Here is an 18076-nt window from a genome sequence, read left to right on the forward strand (position 1 = left end):
AAATGGCGCTCACGCCCTCTGACAAGGGGCGTGAGCGGTGTGACATGACCCACGAAATAAAATCTGAGGGATCAGTTGTTATGCGCCTCCTGTCGCCAGGCAGCTGTGGTCTCGTGTGTGGTGGGGCTGTGACTGTGTAATGCACGCCGGATGGCGAAGAACGCGGCGACCAGCATGGTGACCGCTACCAGCATAAAGAAGCCACACAGGATGGCGTTGATCTGGTTACTGAACACGATGGTTGCCATGTCCTGCATGTTTTTTGCCGGTGCTATCAGCGTGCCGGACTCGATACCTGTCGAGAAACGTTTAGCCTGCGCCAGAAAACCGATACTGGGTTTTTCGTGGAAAATCTTCTGCCAGCCTGCGGTCATTGAGGTAATGAACAACCAGGCGGTAGGCAGTATCGTCACCCAGGCGTAACGCTGTTTTTTCATCTTGAACAGCACGACTGTGCCGAGGATCAGCGCCATCGAGGCCAGCATCTGGTTGCCAATGCCAAACAGCGGCCACAAGGTGTTGATACCGCCCAATGGGTCGATCACCCCTTGATAGACGAAGAAGCCCCAGCCCGCCACCGCCACGGTAGTACCGGCCATATTGCCCAGCCAGGAGTGGCTTTTCCCCATTCCCGGCACCACCAACCCTGCCAGATCCTGCACCATGAAGCGACAAGCGCGGGTACCAGCGTCAACGGCGGTCAGGATAAACAGCGCTTCGAACAGAATGGCGAAGTGATACCAGAAGGCCATCATGGCCCGGCTGTTGAAGATGTCGGTAATGATATGCGCCATGCCGACGGCAAACGTTGGTGCGCCACCGGCACGCGAGAGAATCGAGGCTTCACCGACATCTTTGGCGATGCTGCTAAGATCAGTCGGTGTGATGACAAAGCCCCATCCGCTGACCACCTGCGCGGCGCTTTCCACCGTGGTGCCGATCAGCGCAGCGGGCGCATTCATGGCGAAATACACGCCGGGATCGATCACCGAGGCACAAATCAGCGCCATGATGGCGACGAAAGACTCCATCAGCATCGCGCCATAGCCGATGAAACGGATATGACTTTCGCGCTCAACCAGCTTGGGCGTGGTACCGCTGGATACTAGGGCGTGGAAGCCGGAGATAGCGCCGCAGGCGATGGTAATAAACAGGAACGGGAACAGGCTGCCTGAGAACACCGGCCCACTGCCGTCAATAAAGCGTGAAACCGCAGGCATTTTCAGTTCAGGCATGGCAAACAGGATGCCGATCGCCAGCCCGACGATCACGCCGATTTTCAGGAAGGTGGACAGGTAATCGCGCGGTGCCAGCAACAGCCAGACCGGCAGTACCGAGGCAATGAATCCGTAAATTACCAGCACCCAGGTCAGGGTGGTGCCTTTCAGGGTAAAAAAACGGTCCCCAGTAAGGATGGGCGGCAATATCGCCACCGTAGACAATCGCCATCATCATCAGTACAAAGCCTATCAGCGACACCTCGGCAATCTTGCCCGGTCGCAGAAAGCGCATGTAGACCCCCATAAACAGCGCGATCGGGATGGTGGCCGCAATGGTGAATACCCCCCACGGGCTGTTGGTCAACGCTTTAACCACCACCAGCGCCAGTGCCGACAGGATGATGATCATTACGCCCAGCGCGCCCAGCATGGTAACGACCCCGGCGAACGACCCTAATTCCTGACGCGCCATTTCACCTAATGAGCGGCCATCACGACGTGTGGAGATGAACAGCACCAGAAAGTCCTGCACGGCACCTGCCAGCATCACGCCGATCAGGATCCACAGTGTCCCCGGCAGAAAGCCCATCTGTGCGGCCAGAATCGGCCCTACCAATGGGCCAGCCCCGGCGATAGCGGCAAAATGGTGGCCGAATAACACCCACTTGTTGGTGGGAACGTAATCCAGACCATCATTATGGCGTTCCGCCGGGGTCAGACGGCGGTCATCCAGTTCAAACACCCGACGCGCAATAAACAAGCTATAAAAGCGGTAGGCAATGCTATAGCACGCGACGGCGGCGATGACCAGCCAGACGGCGCTCACATGCTCTCCCTGACTCAGCGCCAGCATGGCGAACGCCACGGCGCCGGCTATAGCAACAGCTATCCAGATAGACACGCTCTTGATCGTTTTCATCTCACTGACTCCTGACTGGTTATGATTCCCGGTCGTCGATAATCCCGGCACCCTGTCAACGTACCTCTTGGCGTAACGAATACGGCAAGACACCCGCAATACTCGAATCGTATCCACCGCGGGATAACAGGAAATATTGTGATATCAATAAATAACCATAGTGCAGCGATTAATCAGCGTGGTCATAACAAGATAAAAATGTGAGCAAAGATATATTTTTGTTACGAATAAAGTATTTATCTGTATTTTCGAGCAGAGAGAAACGCGGAGAGAGGGTGATGAATAATCTGGCACGGCAAGCCCGGCGAGAGCCGGGCAAGGTACGGTAAAGGTGCGTTAAAGGCAGGTCAGGGTAGCGTGTTACCAGCCGCACGGTAAATTTCATACCATTCTTCGCGGCTGATGTGCAGTTCAGAGGCGGTGGCGATGTCTTGCAGGCGCTGTGGGTCCATGCTGCCGACAATCACCTGCATGCTGGCCGGGTGACGCAGGATCCAGGCCGCCGCGAGCGCGGTGGTAGATACGCCATGCTCGCTGGCGATATGCGTCAGCGTGGCATTGAGCTGCGGGAATTTATCGTTATCCACGAATACACCGTCAAAGAAGCCATACTGGAAGGGTGACCAGGCCTGAATGGTCATCTTCTGCAAACGACTGTATTCCAACACCATGCCATCGTGGTGCAGTGACGGCGCATGGGTCATATTGACGTTGAAACCCGCGTCAATCATGGGCGTGTGCATAATGCTCAGCTGCAACTGGTTAGTCAGCAGTGGCTGGCGCACCGCGCTTTTCAGTAGTTCGACCTGCAACGGGTGCTGATTGCTGACGCCAAAATAGCGCACCTTACCGCTGGTTTCTAACGCGTCAAAGGCGGCGGCGACTTCATCCGGCTCGCACAGTGTATCCGGGCGGTGCAGCAGCAGGGTGTCGAGGTAATCCGTGTTCAGGCGTTTCAGACTCCCTTCGACCGACGCAATAATGTGCGCTTTGGAGAAATCGAAAAAGCCGGGGCGGATACCGCATTTGCTTTGCAGCAGTACCTGATCTCGGGTGATGCCCGCCTGACGCGCCGCGGCGGCAAACATCTCCTCGGAACGGCCACCGCCGTAGATATCGGCGTGGTCAAAAAAATCGATACCGGCATCAAGCGCCGTTTGCAACACCGTGGCAGCGTCCTGCTGTGTCTTGCCCGCCAGCCGCATGCAACCCAGCGCAATATTCGGCACTGACAGGGTGCTTGTTCCCAGTGTGATTCTTTTCATGTTCACCTCTCCTTCAGGTTGCTCTCGGTTACAGGGGGCGGTGGTGTGCTCCCGACGATAAAAAACGCCACCCAGTGGGGTGGCGTTATACGGACGCGGATTAGGCGGCGGGTTTGGCGATAATGCTGCGCGTTTCAAGCCGCACTTCGGTTAATACCACCGTCAGGGTATCGCTTTGGCGATAGACGGGTTCGCCTTTCACCGTCACGATGCCGGTGTCCTGACTGCAGACTAGCTCGTCGCGTACCGCGTGGATAAACGAGGCGGGAATGAACGCGGAAGCCCCGTTTTCCAGCAGACGTACACGCAAGCCGCCACGATTGACATCCATAATCTCGGCGGTAAAGCGCGTGTCGGTACCGGCTTTGTCTTTCAGGAAACGGGCGTACAACCAGTCACTGACGTCACGCTCTGCCATACGGTTCAGACGACGACGCTCAGCCAACTGCTGTGTAACCTCATCCTGCGGTTTGTCTGCCGAGGTATGGGTGATGACGGCCTTGAGCAGACGATGGTTAACCATATCGCCGTATTTACGAATCGGTGACGTCCAGGTGGCGTAAGCCTCCAGACCCAGGCCAAAGTGTGGACCGGGGGCGGTGCTGATTTCCGCGAATGTCTGGAAACGACGGATACGGCTATCGAGGAACTGGGTCGGTTGGGCGTCCAGTTCACGACGCAGGATACAGAAACCTTCCAGCGTCAGCAGTCGCTGAGCCTCGGCATGAATCCCGTTGCTTTCCAGCACGGCAACCGCCTGATCAATGCTGACCGGATCGAAGCCGGTGTGGACGTTGTAAATGCCGAAACCTAATGTGTCGCGCAGCACCTGTGCCGCACAGACGTTGGCGGCGATCATTGCTTCTTCCACGATGCGGTTAGCGATACGACGGGGCTCGGTAACGATATCCAACACTTCGCCTTTCTCGCCTAACAGGAAGCGATAATCCGGGCGATCGCGGAACACCAGCGCATGGGTGGAACGCCAGGCACTGCGCGCCTGACAAACGCGATGCAACAGACGGATCTGGCTGGCGATGTTATCGCTCTGCGGCTGCCAGTTGCCACGTTGTTCCAGCCAGTCCGATACTTCGTCGTATACCAGCTTGGCGCGTGATTCGATCCAGGCGGCAAAGAAGCGAATCTGGCTCAGTGCGCCATCAGCGGCGACGGTCATGCGGCAGGCCAGCACCGGACGGCGTTCGTTCGGGCGCAGCGAGCAGATGTCGTCTGACAAGTGGCGCGGCAGCATCGGAATATTGAAGCCGGGCAGATAGTTGGTAAACGCGCGTTGACGGGCAATGGCGTCCAGCTCGCTATCGGCTCGCACGTAAGCGGTCGGGTCGGCGATGGCCACTGTCATCTCCAGCGTACCGTCGCCGTTGTCCTGCACGTACAAGGCGTCATCCATGTCTTCGGTGCTGGCGCTGTCGATTGTGACAAAGTCCAGCCCGGTCAGGTCTTCACGCTCAAGCGCATTGTCATCGATATCGGCTGCGTCGGCGTTCGGCGCTTCGCGCTCCAGATTATGGCGCGACAGCGTCACCCACCAGGGGGCCAGCGGGTCATCGCCGGTAGTAATGTACTGGGTCAGGTCAGCAAAGAAACCCCGATCGCCTTTTAACGGATGACGGCGCATTTCCGCGACTGCCCAATCGCCTTCTTTAAAGTCCTGCTCGACGCCACGCACCGGGCGGCAGGGAATGGCGTCTTTCAGCAACGGATGATCCGGCACGATGGACAAACGGTCATCTTTTTTCTGTACCCGGCCGACAAAGCGGGTCAGAAACGGTTCCACCAGCGATTCCGGTTCCGCGATTTCGCGCTCTTTTTCGGTATGCAGCGTGACGATGATGCGGTCGCCGTGCATCACTTTTTTCATGTGCGGCGGCGGGATGAAGTAGCTCTTCTGCGCGTCGGCTTCAAGAAAACCAAATCCTTTGTCGGTGGCTTTGACGATACCTTCCGCTCGTGGCGTCTGAGAGTGGAGTTGCTGTTTAAGCTGCGCAAGCAGCGGGTTATCTTGAAACATAGCGTCCAGAATTGCGGTTAATAGTGGCTTTAGCGGCAGACAGTTTTACGCGAATCGGCCGCTGGCGGCAAGCGTTGCTGCAATGAACAGCCTGTACAATGCCGACGTGTTCGAACTGCGTATCGGGGGAGCCTGGTGGATTATTCGTTGTTGTTGGAAGGACGATATCGTCCGATAACAAATACCGACGCCAGCCCGATTAAATCAAGCGTGATTAACGTACCGGCAAACACCATTTCGCCTTTCCAGGCAAAAAAGGTCGCGATCGCCAGAATAGTCATGGTAATGGCGAATGCCATCCACTGCCCGCGTTTGTCTCTGCTTATCTCGCCGTCGAGGCCTTTCTCAGTGATACGATGACGATGGGCCTGCTCTCGCTCGCTTTTCGCCATGATCCTTTCAGCGCCGTTGGGCACGATATCATCGTACTCTTTCAGCATTTCTGGAGGGGGAAGCGGTCCGCGAAAAAATGTGGATGAAACGATGGCTTGAATCTGTGGCCTGGCAAGCAGGCGCTCAAGGAATACCGGGTTTTCAATCAGCGTAGACTCGACCTTTTCGGCAAGCGCCTGTGCCTCTTCATTTTCCCTGTTCTGTGTGTCAGCGTTTTGCAATCCCTGACGTAATTCCTTTTCTTCTTCCGTATGCATTCATCGCTACTCTTAGGTCGTCGCCTATGGCTTGAAAATCGCTGGCCATTCTCTGCGCATCACTTTGCTTGTTGATGTCTGCCAGATAGTCTGTCGCTGGCATCAGATCTAAAATGCTGCCGGCGGCACGAAGATACCTACGGGTTGCCTTCAACATGTTTTATCTCCTTAGGGCCAACACTGGTGATACTCTTCTTAGTTAATCTTACTTGAGTATGGCACGGTTGCAAATAACGACTATACCCCAAATAATTCGAGTTGCAGGAAGGCGGCAAGTGAGTGAACCCCGATGAGCTTACTGAGGTAAGTGATTCGGGTGAACGAACGCAGCCAACACACCTGCAACTTGAAGAATGAAGGGTATAAACAATCTGTTGTCGCAGTTTACGGGCATCAGTATGGCACCCGTTGTGGATAGCATGATGGATTAAGCCGGGCGTGAAAGAACCCACCCGGCCAATGGGATCAGGCAATGCGTTGCAGCGTGGTGTCGGCACTGGGGGTAATGCGTACCGGCACGGATTTGGACGTCGGCGTGAAGGTGTCGTCGCCATAGCTGGATAACGGTACCAGCGGATTGGTTTCCGGATAGTACGCCGCCAGATTACCGCGTGGGATGTTATAGCTGACCAACCGAAACCCGCTGACTTTACGCTCGATGTGGTCATGCCACAGGGTTTCGATATCTACCCGGTCGCCGTCTTGCAGACCCAGCGCGGCGATATCTTCCGGGTGCATGAACAGCACGTCACGCTGGCCGTACACGCCGCGATAACGGTCATCCAGCCCGTAAATCGTGGTGTTGTACTGGTCGTGGGAACGCAGTGTTTGCAGGGTAAATGGTGCCGGGGTATCGCCGTATACCGGCACCACGCTGTCTGGCAAGGCGGCGGCACTGAAACCAGCCTTACCGGTGGACGTGTTGAAACGGTAGTCGGCGGCGGCGTTACCCAGCCAGAATCCCCCCGGTTCGGCGCAGCGCTGATTGAAGTCAGCAAAACCCGGCAGGGTGGCGGCGATATGATCGCGGATCAGGTTATAGTCGGCCGCCAGCGCCAGCCAGTCGAGGTGCGCGTTGCCGAGGACGGCGTGGGCAATGCCCGCCACGATGGCGGTTTCCGAGCGTTGTTGGTCCGACAACGGCGGGCTTATCCCTTCAGAGGCATGCACCATGCTAAACGAGTCCTCGACGGTGACGAATTGTGGGCCACTGGCCTGCATATCCCGTTCGGTGCGCCCCAGCGTCGGCAGAATCAGCGTATCACGTTGTGCGGTAATCAAGTGGCTGCGGTTGAGCTTGGTGCTGATATACACCGCCAGTTCGCAGCGGCTAAGCGCCTGTGCCGTGCGATCGGTATCTGGCGCGGCGGCGGCCAGATTGCCACCCAGCGCGATTAAGACCCGCACCTCATCACGCAGCATCGCCTCCAGCGCTTGTACGGTATTGTGGCCGTGGCCGCGCGGCGGGGTAAAACCGAAGTGACGTGCCAGACTATCGAGCATCGCGTCAGAGGGTTTTTCATCAATCCCCATGGTGCGGTTACCCTGCACATTGCTATGGCCTCGCACCGGGCACAAACCAGCCCCCGGTTTGCCGAGCTGACCAAACAACAGTTGCAGGTTGACGATTTCCCGCACGGTGGCGACCGAGTGACGGTGTTGCGTAATCCCCATCGCCCAGGTGCAGATCACCCGCTCAGAGCGCCGGTAAATGTCGGCGACATAGCGGATTTGCGCTTCACTCAGCCCGGACTGCTGGACGATTTTGTCCCACGAGGTGGCATCCACCTGTTGCAGATAGGCGTTGACGCCGTCGGTATGCTTATTAATGAAGTCCTGATCAAAAAGCCCGGTGTCGCCTGCCGCCAGACGTTGACGATGGGCTTCCAGCAGCGCTTTTACCATGCCGCGTACTGCCGCCATGTCACCACCCAGATGCGGTTGCAGGTAGGTTTCGCTGATGGTGCCGGACAGTGGCGTCAGCAATTCTAGCGGGTTTTGCGGGTTGGCGAAGCGTTCCAGACCCCGTTCGCGCAAGGTGTTAAACGCCACGATGTGCGCACCGCGATCGGCGGCATGCCGCAAGCTGTGCAACATCCGGGGGTGATTGGTACCGGGGTTCTGACCGAAGACGAAAATGGCATCGGCGTGTTCGAAGTCCGCTAACCGTACCGTGCCTTTACCCACGCCAATACTTTGCTTGAGTCCGGTACCGCTGGCTTCGTGACACATGTTGGAGCAGTCGGGAAAATTATTTGTGCCCGCCATACGGCCGAACAATTGATACAGGTAAGAGGCTTCGTTACTGGCCCGACCGGAAGTATAAAGCTCCATCTGGTCGGGGTGTTCCAGCGTGCGGATATGGCTGGCGATAAGCGCAAAAGCATCGTCCCAGCTTATCGGCACGTAATGGTCGCGCTCCGGGTCGTAACGCAGCGGGTGAGTCAGCCTGCCTTGATATTCGAGAAAATAATCGCTCTGGCGGCGCAGTGTACTGACGCTGTGCTCAGCAAAGAAGTCCGGCCCGGCAGCTTTGCGGGTGGCTTCCCAACTGACCGCCTTGGCACCGTTTTCACAAAAGCTGAAGGTGCTGCTGTTGTCATCTCCCCAGGCACAGCCGGGGCAGTCGAATCCTTTGCTTTTGTTGACGCGCATCAAATTACGGATATTTTTCAGCGCCTGTTTGCTGTCCAGGACAAAGCGGGTGGTGGCTTCCAGTGAACCCCAACCGCCAGCAGCGGCGCGGTATGGCTTAATGGCAGATTTAAATTTCATGATTCGCTACGCAGGTGATGATGTTTTTAGTATGTAAAAAAATCTTTAAAACTTTGCTTGCTAATCAAGAGTGTAGGCGGCGTACCGTAAGGCGTCTAATCAAAGGGGATAATAGCGGGATAGAGGAGGCTTATCGTGGTGGTCATCTCTGCTGCATCAGGGGGAGTGGTATACTGCCTCAGCCCGACATGCTGGAGAACCTGATGGACATTAAGCAACTTATCTACTTGTGTAATCTGGAAAAAGAGCGCCATTTCGGCCGTGCGGCTGAGGCCAGCTTCGTCAGCCAGCCAACATTATCGATGCGATTAAAGAACCTGGAGCGGGAATTGGGGTTGTCGCTGATTAATCGGGGTAATAATTTCGAGGGGTTTACCGCCGAAGGCGAACGGGTGTTGGCCTGGGCGCGGGAAATGGTGTCGGTCTATCAGGGGTTGAAGCTGGAGGCGGCATCACTGGCGCGCGGTACCAGCGGGTTGCTGCGCATCGGTGCAGTACCGCAATGCAGCATGGCGTTGCCAGCCTTGCTGGCAGAAGTCAGCCGTGCCTACCCGGAGATGGATTATCAGGTCGCACTGTTTAGCGCCGATCAGTTGCTGGAAGCACTTACCGCCCACACGGTGGATGTCGGGATCGGTTTTTTCGAGCTGACGACGCTGCGCGAGTTACATTTTCAGGCCTCCTCGCTGGCGGAGCAGGGGGCTTCGCTGCTGTATCATCCACGCTACTTTCCCACGCTACAGGGGAACGGCCCACTGACGCTAGCGGAACTGGCGACAGTGCCATTATGTCTGGCGGAACCCAGCCGGTATTTTCGCCGCTATCTGGACGGTCAGTTCCGGGAAGCCGGGGTGACGCCGCGAGTGCGGGTGGAAAGCACCTCGATACTGCAACTGATGCAAGGTGTGTTCGTCGGGCTGGGATGCGGCATTGTACCCAATGGCAGTTTGCTGCCGGAGATGACCCCGGAGCTGGCCTGGCGGCCGTTGGCATTGGCACCGATGTCGCGACACGGCGCGGTGGTGATTGCTGAAGCCGGGCGCGCCACCATGCTGGCACAACATTTCTTTGACGCCGCGCAGCACTGGTTGGGGGAGCGTTAACCGTGGCATCGCGGCATGATTCGCCGATACGAACCCAAACGCAAAAACACAACCGGTAAGACGAGAACCACAATCAGGACGATAATGAAAGGGATGGCGAACGAGGCATAACGGGCGGGAACCCTGTGCCAGACTGGCGTCCGGCACAGGCGGCGTGATTATTCGCCCAGTTCCAGCTCGTTCATGGCAGCGATATTGAAGCCGCCGTCAACGTGCAGAACTTCACCGGAGATACCGGCTGCCAGGTCAGAACACATGAACGCGGCGGCGTTGCCCACGTCTTCAATGGTGACCACACGGCGGATCGGGGTAACCGCTTCGCAGTGAGACAGCATCTTCTTGAAGTTTTTGATGCCGGAAGCGGCCAGTGTGCGGATCGGACCGGCGGAGACGGCATTGACGCGCACGCCGTCGCGGCCCATGGCGTTGGCCATGTAGCGCACGTTGGCTTCCAGCGACGCTTTCGCCAGACCCATCACGTTGTAGTTCGGAATGGCGCGCTCGGCACCCAGGTAGGACAGAGTCATCAGCGCGGAGTTCGGGTTCAGCATGCTGCGGCAAGCTTTCGCCATCGCCACAAAGCTGTAAGCGCTGATGTCATGAGCGATGGCAAAACCTTCGCGGGTGACGGCGTTCACGTAGTCGCCATCCAACTGGTCGCCCGGCGCGTAAGCGATGGAGTGTACGAAACCGTCGAATTTCGGCCAGACTTTCGCCAGTTCGGCGAACAGTGCGTCAATGCTGGCATCTTCCGCCACATCACACGGTAAAACGATGCTTGAATCGAACTCTTTGGCAAACTCTTCCACACGTGACTTCAGCTTGTCGTTCTGATAGGTGAACGCCAGTTCTGCACCTTCGCGATGCATTGCCTGTGCGATACCGTATGCGATGGAGCGGTTGCTGGCAACGCCCGTTACCAGAATGCGCTTACCGTTAAGAAAACCCATGGCTGTATCCTTGTGATCATTGTTGCTGCGATCATCGTCAATAAAAATAATTATTTACCATGATCGGTGTGAATAAACTGGGCGATTCTAGCATGTATAGCGGCCCAAGGGGTACTCCAACCACTAGCGACGGAACCGAGCCGGGCGAGGAGAATGGCTAACCGAACGGTTAGCCAGAATAGTGATTATCTTTATCGTGATTACCGTCGAGCGTGACTGTTGTTAGTGGTTATTGCTTTTACCCCTATTGCTTTACCCGTATGACTTTACTCATATGGCGATTAGCCGAGGCCGTGATCCCGCCGCCAGGCGTCGGCACTCAGTGCCTCGCCAAAGTGACTGGCGATCAAACGCTTGGTCAGGTCATGTAACGGCGATGCCAGCACATCGGCAGTGCTGCCGCGTTCGACCACTTCGCCTGCCTGCATGACCAGAATCTGGTCGCTGATGTGTTTCATCATGCCCAGATGCTGGGTGACGTAGATATAGGAGATGCCGTGTTTTTCCTGTAGTTCCAGCATCAGGTTGATTATCTGGGAGCGTACCGACATATCCAGTGACGCCAGCACCTCGTCTGCCACGATCACCTTAGGTTGTAGTATTAACGCCCGCGCCAGCCCGATGCGCTGTTTCTGGCCTGGTGCCAGTGCGTGCGGGTAGTAGGTGGCGTGGTCGGCACGCAGGCCAACCTGACGCAACGCCAGATTAATGGCTTTTTCCCGCTCTTGCGGCGTCAGGTCGGTATTGAGTCGCAGCGGCAACTCCAGCAGTTGACCAATTCGCTGGCGTGGGTTGAGCGAGTTGGCCGAATCCTGAAAGATCATGCGAATACGCTGACTACGGTAGTGATAGTCACCGTATTGCAGCGGATGATCGTCAATGACCAGTTCACCGGAGGTGGGGGGGATCACGCCGCTCAGCATCTTGGCCAGCGTGGATTTACCTGACCCGTTTTCGCCGATGATCGCCAGCGTTTGCCGCTCGCGCAGCGTGAAACTCACCGATTTCACCGCCTCAACGTGCTGACGTCGGAACCAGCCGGTGCGGTAGCGGAAGGTTTTGGTGAGATTACGGGCTTCCAGCAGGGTTTCCACCATCAGGATTCCTCCATATTGAGCGGGAAGTGGCAGGCGTACCAATGGTTTTTCACCGGAACGAGCGGCGGTGCCGTCATACACCGTTTTTGCGAATAGGGACAACGCGGCCCCAGTCGACAGCCGACGGGCAGGTGCGCCAGCGCCGGAATCGCCCCCGGCAGCGCATTCAGGCGGCTCTTGTGTGGTAATGAACAGCCGAAATCCGGCATGGCGCGGATCAACGCCTGGGTGTAAGGGTGGTGCGGCGCGCTGATCAATTCATCGCTGACCGCGCTTTCCACCGTCTGGCCGCAGTACAGTACGTTGATACGATCCGCCCATTTGCTCATGGTCTGCAAATCGTGGCTGATTAACAAAATGGTGGTGTTGTTGTTCTGGTTAAGCCGGGAAAGCAGGCGGAAAATTTGCGCCTGTGTCGTGGCTTCCATCGCGTTGGTCGGCTCATCGGCAATCAGCAGTCTGGGCTGGTTGGCCAGCGCGATGGCGATCATCACCTTCTGGCATTCCCCTTCGGTCAGTTCATAGGGGTAGCTGCGCATAATGTCTTTATGGTCTTTGATGCCGACGCGGTGCAGCAATTCGATGGCCCGGCGTTTGCGCCAGTTAACGCGCTGCCACCAGCGGCCTTTGTACGTCCAGCCGGGAATGGATTGAATCAACTGGCGACCGACACGCGCGGAGGGATCCAGACAGGATTGTGGTTCCTGAAAGATCATCGACATGTTGTGGCGCACCAGTTTACGGCGCTGACGGGGGGTGAGTTGCAGCAAATCCACGTCATCGAAACGGAAACGATCAGCGGTAATACGCCAGTTTTCCTTGTTGATGCCGCAAATGGCTTTGGCGATAAGACTCTTGCCAGAGCCGGATTCACCGACCAGCCCGCGAATTTCACCCTCGTTAAGGCTGATGCTGACGCGATCCACCGCTTTCACCGGGCCATCCGGGGTGAGGAATTCAATGGTCAGATTACGAATTTCCAGTAATGCCATGATGCAGTTCCGTCACTATTCGGTTTGAGCGAGCAGGGCGCGGCGAATGCCGTCCCCCAGCAGATTAACGATCAGTACGCTGACAGTAATGGCTGCGCCGGGCAGCATCACCGTCCACGGTGCGGCGTACACCAGCTCCAGCGAATTACCCAGCAGTACACCCCATTCGGTGGTGGGGAGTTGCGCGCCGAGATTGAGAAAGCCGAGTGCGGCGATATCCAGAATAGCGATGGAGAGCGCACGGGTGATTTCACTGACCACTACCGGCAGGATGTTGGGCACCACGGCATACCACAGCAGGTAGAGTGTGGAGGCACCATCCAGCCGGGCGGCGGTCACATACTCTTTCTCTAATTCGTCATGCACGGCGGAATAGATAGTACGCACCATGCGCGGCAGCAGTGCCATCCACACCGCCAGCATGGCGTGGCTCAGTTGCGGGCCGATAAACGCAATCACCACCATCGCCAGCAGCAACGACGGAATCGACAACAGCGGGTCGAGAATATGGTTGAGTACCGCAGAACGCAGGCCATGGGTCACCCCGGCCAGCATACCGAGTACAATACCGACCAGCGTGGCCGCCAGCGTAACCAGCAGCGCTGATCCGAAAGTCGGCGCGGTGCCGCTCAGCAAGCGGCTCAGCAGGTCGCGGCCCAGATCATCGGTGCCGAGAAAAAACGACACTTCGCCATAACGTGACCAGGACGGCGGCAGCAACTGGTAGCCGAGAAATTGTTGATCCAACGCGTAGGGCGCCAGCGTGTTGCCAAACAGGCATAACCCCAGCAGCAACAGGAATCCGTAAAAACCCACCATCGCCATCCGGTCCTGCCGGAAGACTGTCCAGGTGTCGACCCAGCGGCTAGGGAGCGCTTTTTCGCCGTAGATGTTATCGGAGTGCATACCATTCCTTATGTTTCAGCGGGTTTGTCATGGCGCCCCAGATATCGGACAGCACGTTGATGGTGATCACCAACGCACCGACCACCATCACCCCGGCGGAAATCGCCGCGAAATCCTGCTGGCGGATGGCATTGACCAGCCAGCGGCCAAGCCCTGGCCAGTTAAACACCACCTCGGTAATCATCTCCAGTGTCAGCATGGTGGAGAATTGCAGCCCCAGTTGCGGAATGATCGGCGGCAGGGCGTTATGCAACAGGTGGCGGCGGATGACTGTCGCGCGGGGTAACCCACGGATAATCGCTGCTTTAATGTAATTCTGGGTGCCGATGTCAGTGGTGCTGATACGCATCAGGCGAATCACTTCGGTGGTAGGGCCAACCGACAACACCAGCACCGGCAAAATCATGTGCTGTATGGCGCTGGCAATCATCTCGTCCCGGTAGGGGGAATGGGAAAGCCAGGCATCGATCAACGCAAAACCAGTCACCGGTGGTACCGGGTAAAGCAGGTCGAAACGACCGGAAACCGGCAGCCAGCCGAGGTGCAGTGAAAAGAATAGGGTCATCAGCAGCGCCAGCCAGAATACCGGCAACGAAAAGCCCAGTAACGCCAGCGCGCTGATCACCCGATCGGCGGCTTTGTGTTGCAACACGCCGGTGGTGATACCGAGTGGGATACCCACCAGCAGCGACAGCGAAAAGGCCAGCAGGCACAGTTCGACGGTGGCGGGCAAGATATCGCGCAACTGCTCGCTAATCGGCTGTCCGTTAATACTGGAAACGCCAAAATCGCCCTGCAACAGGCTGACGAAATAAAAGCGATAGGCGTCGAACAGCGCCGCTCCGCTAAGCGGGGCGTGCGGGGTGTAATACAGCAGACTAAAGCCGATCAGCGACAGCAGAAACAGCGTGACCAGCAGCAACAACAAGCGACGAAGGGTAAAGATAATCACGGCTGTTCCCCCTGGATCGGCGCATTGGAAGACGGATCAACGGCGTGCTCATCCGGTTTGTCTTTATGGCCATCGCTGCCGTCCTCACGGTAAACACCGGCGAAGGAGGCGTTGCCAAACGGACTGAGCACCAGTCCTTTGATGTCGTAGCGATAGGCTTGCATCCGCAGCGATGAGGCCAGCGGCAGCACCGGCAACTGCTCGGTCAGAATGTGATGGGCGACCCGGTAGTACTCCATACGTCGGGATAGTTGCTGGGAAGAGAGCGCGTCCTGCAAGACCTGATCGAAATCGGGATCACACCAGTGAGCATAGTTGGTTTGGGAGCGGATAGCGGCACAGCTCAATAACGGGCGGAACACACTGTCCGGGTCGTTACTGTCGGTCGCCCAACCGGCCAGCGTCAGGTCGTGGTTCATCTCCATCAGGCGCGCTTCCTGAAAACGGCCTTCGACTGGCATGATGTTTACCCGAATGCCGATTTGCGCCAGGTCAGCCTGAATCAGCTCGGCGGTTTTCACCGGGCTGGGGTTATAGGACTGCGACGCGCTCGGCACCCACAGTTGCAATTGCAAGCCGTGAATGCCCAGCTCTTTGAGTAACTGGCGCGCTTTATCCGGGTTGTACTCGGAAATCTGCGCTTCATTGTCGTAAGCCCAGGAGGCGCGCGGCAGAATTGAGGCGGCGGTTTCGGCGGTGCCGTAGTAAATCGACTGCATCAGGCGATCGTTATTGATAGCCAGCGCGATGGCGTGACGCACGCGAGCATCGTCCAGCGGTGGTTTGCGCACGTTAAACGCCAGATAGGCGACGTTCATCCCCGGTCGCAGCGATAGCCGCAAACGAGGGTCATTACGCAGAATGCTTAACTGACTGGCGGCCGGGTAGGCCAGCACATCGCACTCGCCCGTCAACAGTTTTGACAGGCGACCGGTCCCACCGGCACCCAGGTCGATAACCACCTGCTCCATACGGGGTTCGCCGCGCCAGTAGTTATCGTTACGTTTGAGCCGCACGTACTGGCCGTAGCGATACTGTTCCAGCCGGTAAGGGCCAGTCCCCACCGGTTGACGGTCAAGCAACTCCCGGCGGTCCTGGCGGGTCAGTTGCTGGGCGTATTCCGCCGACAGGATAGGCGCATAATGGGTAGCGAGGTGCCACAGGAACGAGGCATCGGGGCTTTGCAGACGGAACTCGATGGTGTAATCGCCCAGTTTGCGGATGCTTTGTATGTTATCCGCCAGTTGCAGACTGTCGAAGTAAGGATATTCGCCGCCGTTGACATCATGGAACGGGTGCTTTTTATCCAGCATGCGCTGGAAACTGAACAACACATCGTCAGCGTTCATCATCCGGCTGGGGGTAAACCAGGCGGTCTTCTGGAACGGCACATCACGACGCAGGGTGAAACGGTAGGTCGCGCCATTGTCGGTGACTTCCCAGCGCTGCGCCAGTTCTGGCATCAGCCGGTAGGTATAAGGGTCAACGCCCAGCAGACGGTCATAGAGTTGTGCCGCCAGCGTATCCACCATCAGCCCGCTACGCGCCATTTGAGGGTTGAAGGTGTTGAGAACGTCGTTGACGCAATAGACAAAACCGCTCTGGCGGATAGGAGGCACCGGCGCGTCGGGGACGGTCGGCGTCTGTGCCAGAGCGGACTGTGTCAGCCAGGCCAGCGCCAGTATGAGAATGTGTTTTCCGGACATACGGTTTTTTTTCAGACAATCGGCAATACACAGAGTGTACCGCACTCTGTGATTCCACCCAATTTCTTACGCTTATCTGCCGGTTTTTTCTACAAACTGCTGGGGTTGTCGGCAGTGGCTGGCAGGTATTTGTACACCCCGGGAAACATAAACCCGGTCCTTATAATTGTTATGTTATAACATATCTTATTTGTGGTAGTATGCGCAGCCAGGCGGTGACTCACGCTAAGTCGGTCGCCGGGCAATCATTTTTAAGCAGGAGCACGCGCATGCAACCTTTACCCGTTACCGTACTGTCCGGCTTTTTGGGGGCCGGGAAAACCACGGTGCTGAACCATATTCTGAATAATCGTCAGGGACGCCGGGTCGCGGTGATCGTCAATGACATGAGTGAAGTGAATATCGACGCCGAGTTGGTTAATCAGGAGGTGACGCTGGATCACCGTCAGGAAAAACTGGTGTCGATGAGTAACGGTTGCATCTGCTGTACCCTGCGGGAAGATTTGCTGGTGGCGGTACGCGAGCTGGCTCGCACCGGGCGCTACGATTATCTGCTGATCGAGTCCAGCGGTATTTCCGAGCCGTTGCCAGTGGCAGAGACGTTTACGTTTGAAGACGAACAAGGGCAATGTCTGTCTGATTTCGCCCGTCTGGATACGATGGTTACCGTGGTGGATGGTGCCAGCTTTCTGGCGCAATATCAGGCGGCAGAAAGCCTGCAATCGGTAGGGCAGAGTCTGGGGGACGACGATGTTCGCAGTGTCACCGACCTGCTGATTGAACAAATTGAGTTTTGCGATGTGCTGCTGGTCAGTAAAACCGATGAAATGACTGACAGCCAGCGTGATGAGGTGATCGCTATTCTCCACACCCTCAATCCCTCTGCACGTATTCTGCCGATTGCACACGGGCAGGTGCCGATGGACGAGGTGTTAAATACCGGGCGTTTTAATATGCAAACGGCGGCCATGACGCCGGGCTGGCTACAGGAGTTACGCGGTAGCCACACACCGGAAACCGAAGAATACGGTATCGGTAATTTTGTCTATCAGGCCCGCAGGCCGTTTCACCCCCAGCGCTTCTATGACTTTCTGAGCCGCGAGGAGTGGGGGCCGGGCCGCTTGCTGCGTTCCAAAGGCTTTTTCTGGCTGGCGAGCCGTCCGTTCGAGGCCGGGTCCTGGCATCAGGCTGGGGGGATTTTGCGCTACGGGCTGGCCGGTCTGTTCTGGAAAGCGGTCGCGCCGGATCGTTGGCCGCAGGACGAAGAAACCCTGGCGGCGATCCGGGAGAAATGGCAGGAGCCGTTCGGCGATATGCGACAGGAAATCGTCTTTATTGGTCAACATCTGGATCAGGCGTGGATTACCGCCCAACTGAATGCCTGCCTGCTCACGGATCAGGAACTGCTGGGTGGCGTGGAGAGCTGGCAGGATTTGGTCGACCCCTTTGACGAGTGGTAACGCGTGCCGCCCCCGGTTTTATCGCCGGGGCGGTGATTGCGGTTATGGG

13 protein-coding genes and 1 pseudogene are annotated in these 18076 nt (G+C 57.0%); 2 read left to right on the top strand and 12 right to left on the bottom strand.

Going from position 1 to position 18076, the window contains the following annotated elements:
* Positions 1 to 71: 71 nt before the first annotated feature.
* The 6 genes and pseudogenes from DZE2538_RS07610 to DZE2538_RS07635 form a co-directional block, all read right to left on the bottom strand.
* Positions 72 to 2139 (bottom strand): annotated as a pseudogene (locus DZE2538_RS07610) (carbon starvation CstA family protein).
* A gap of 347 nt (positions 2140 to 2486) precedes the next feature.
* Positions 2487 to 3404, bottom strand: a complete 918-nt coding sequence (locus DZE2538_RS07615) for an aldo/keto reductase (RefSeq protein WP_038916001.1) — start codon at positions 3402 to 3404, stop codon at positions 2487 to 2489.
* Positions 3405 to 3504: 100 nt separating this feature from the next.
* Positions 3505 to 5436, bottom strand: a complete 1932-nt coding sequence (locus DZE2538_RS07620) for an exoribonuclease II (protein WP_038916002.1) — start codon at positions 5434 to 5436, stop codon at positions 3505 to 3507.
* A gap of 140 nt (positions 5437 to 5576) precedes the next feature.
* Positions 5577 to 6050 carry a DUF2335 domain-containing protein gene (locus DZE2538_RS07625; protein WP_019845792.1) on the bottom strand — a complete coding sequence of 158 codons (474 nt, stop codon included), beginning with the start codon at positions 6048 to 6050 and terminating at the stop codon, positions 5577 to 5579.
* A complete protein-coding gene (locus DZE2538_RS07630) occupies positions 6037 to 6243 on the bottom strand; it encodes a hypothetical protein (protein ID WP_023640066.1) in 207 nt (68 codons plus the stop codon). Before DZE2538_RS07630 ends, DZE2538_RS07625 begins: the two co-directional genes overlap by 14 nt.
* A 308-nt stretch (positions 6244 to 6551) precedes the next feature.
* Positions 6552 to 8861 carry an FdhF/YdeP family oxidoreductase gene (locus tag DZE2538_RS07635; protein ID WP_038916003.1) on the bottom strand — a complete coding sequence of 770 codons (2310 nt, stop codon included), beginning with the start codon at positions 8859 to 8861 and terminating at the stop codon, positions 6552 to 6554.
* Between the two features lie 203 nt (positions 8862 to 9064).
* Here DZE2538_RS07635 and DZE2538_RS07640 point away from each other — a divergent pair, with 203 nt between their 5' ends.
* Positions 9065 to 9964, top strand: a complete 900-nt coding sequence (locus tag DZE2538_RS07640) for a LysR family transcriptional regulator (RefSeq protein WP_038917130.1) — start codon at positions 9065 to 9067, stop codon at positions 9962 to 9964.
* 158 nt (positions 9965 to 10122) lie between these two features.
* On the opposite strand, the gene fabI is transcribed toward DZE2538_RS07640, so the two are convergent.
* From fabI to sapA, 6 genes are all read right to left on the bottom strand, one after another.
* Positions 10123 to 10914: an enoyl-ACP reductase FabI gene (gene fabI / locus DZE2538_RS07645; protein WP_019845788.1), complete on the bottom strand. Its 792-nt coding sequence runs from the start codon at positions 10912 to 10914 to the stop codon at positions 10123 to 10125.
* A gap of 281 nt (positions 10915 to 11195) precedes the next feature.
* Positions 11196 to 12011, bottom strand: coding sequence for a putrescine export ABC transporter ATP-binding protein SapF (sapF, locus tag DZE2538_RS07650; protein ID WP_023640063.1), 816 nt, complete (start codon positions 12009 to 12011; stop codon positions 11196 to 11198).
* Positions 12011 to 13003: a putrescine export ABC transporter ATP-binding protein SapD gene (gene sapD, locus DZE2538_RS07655; protein WP_019845786.1), complete on the bottom strand. Its 993-nt coding sequence runs from the start codon at positions 13001 to 13003 to the stop codon at positions 12011 to 12013. The genes sapF and sapD overlap by 1 nt, the downstream gene beginning before the upstream one ends.
* A 15-nt stretch (positions 13004 to 13018) precedes the next feature.
* Positions 13019 to 13909 carry a putrescine export ABC transporter permease SapC gene (gene sapC, locus DZE2538_RS07660; protein WP_019845785.1) on the bottom strand — a complete coding sequence of 297 codons (891 nt, stop codon included), beginning with the start codon at positions 13907 to 13909 and terminating at the stop codon, positions 13019 to 13021.
* Positions 13896 to 14861 carry a putrescine export ABC transporter permease SapB gene (gene sapB, locus DZE2538_RS07665; protein ID WP_023640062.1) on the bottom strand — a complete coding sequence of 322 codons (966 nt, stop codon included), beginning with the start codon at positions 14859 to 14861 and terminating at the stop codon, positions 13896 to 13898. Before sapB ends, sapC begins: the two co-directional genes overlap by 14 nt.
* Positions 14858 to 16567, bottom strand: a complete 1710-nt coding sequence (sapA, locus tag DZE2538_RS07670; RefSeq protein WP_026358021.1) for an ABC transporter substrate-binding protein SapA — start codon at positions 16565 to 16567, stop codon at positions 14858 to 14860. The genes sapB and sapA overlap by 4 nt, the downstream gene beginning before the upstream one ends.
* Positions 16568 to 16836: 269 nt before the next feature.
* Between sapA and zigA the strand changes: the two genes are divergently transcribed.
* Positions 16837 to 18027, top strand: a complete 1191-nt coding sequence (zigA, locus tag DZE2538_RS07675) for a zinc metallochaperone GTPase ZigA (RefSeq protein WP_023640060.1) — start codon at positions 16837 to 16839, stop codon at positions 18025 to 18027.
* Positions 18028 to 18076 lie beyond the last annotated feature (49 nt).

Source organism: Dickeya zeae NCPPB 2538 (assembly GCF_000406165.1).
Classification (GTDB): domain Bacteria; phylum Pseudomonadota; class Gammaproteobacteria; order Enterobacterales; family Enterobacteriaceae; genus Dickeya; species Dickeya zeae.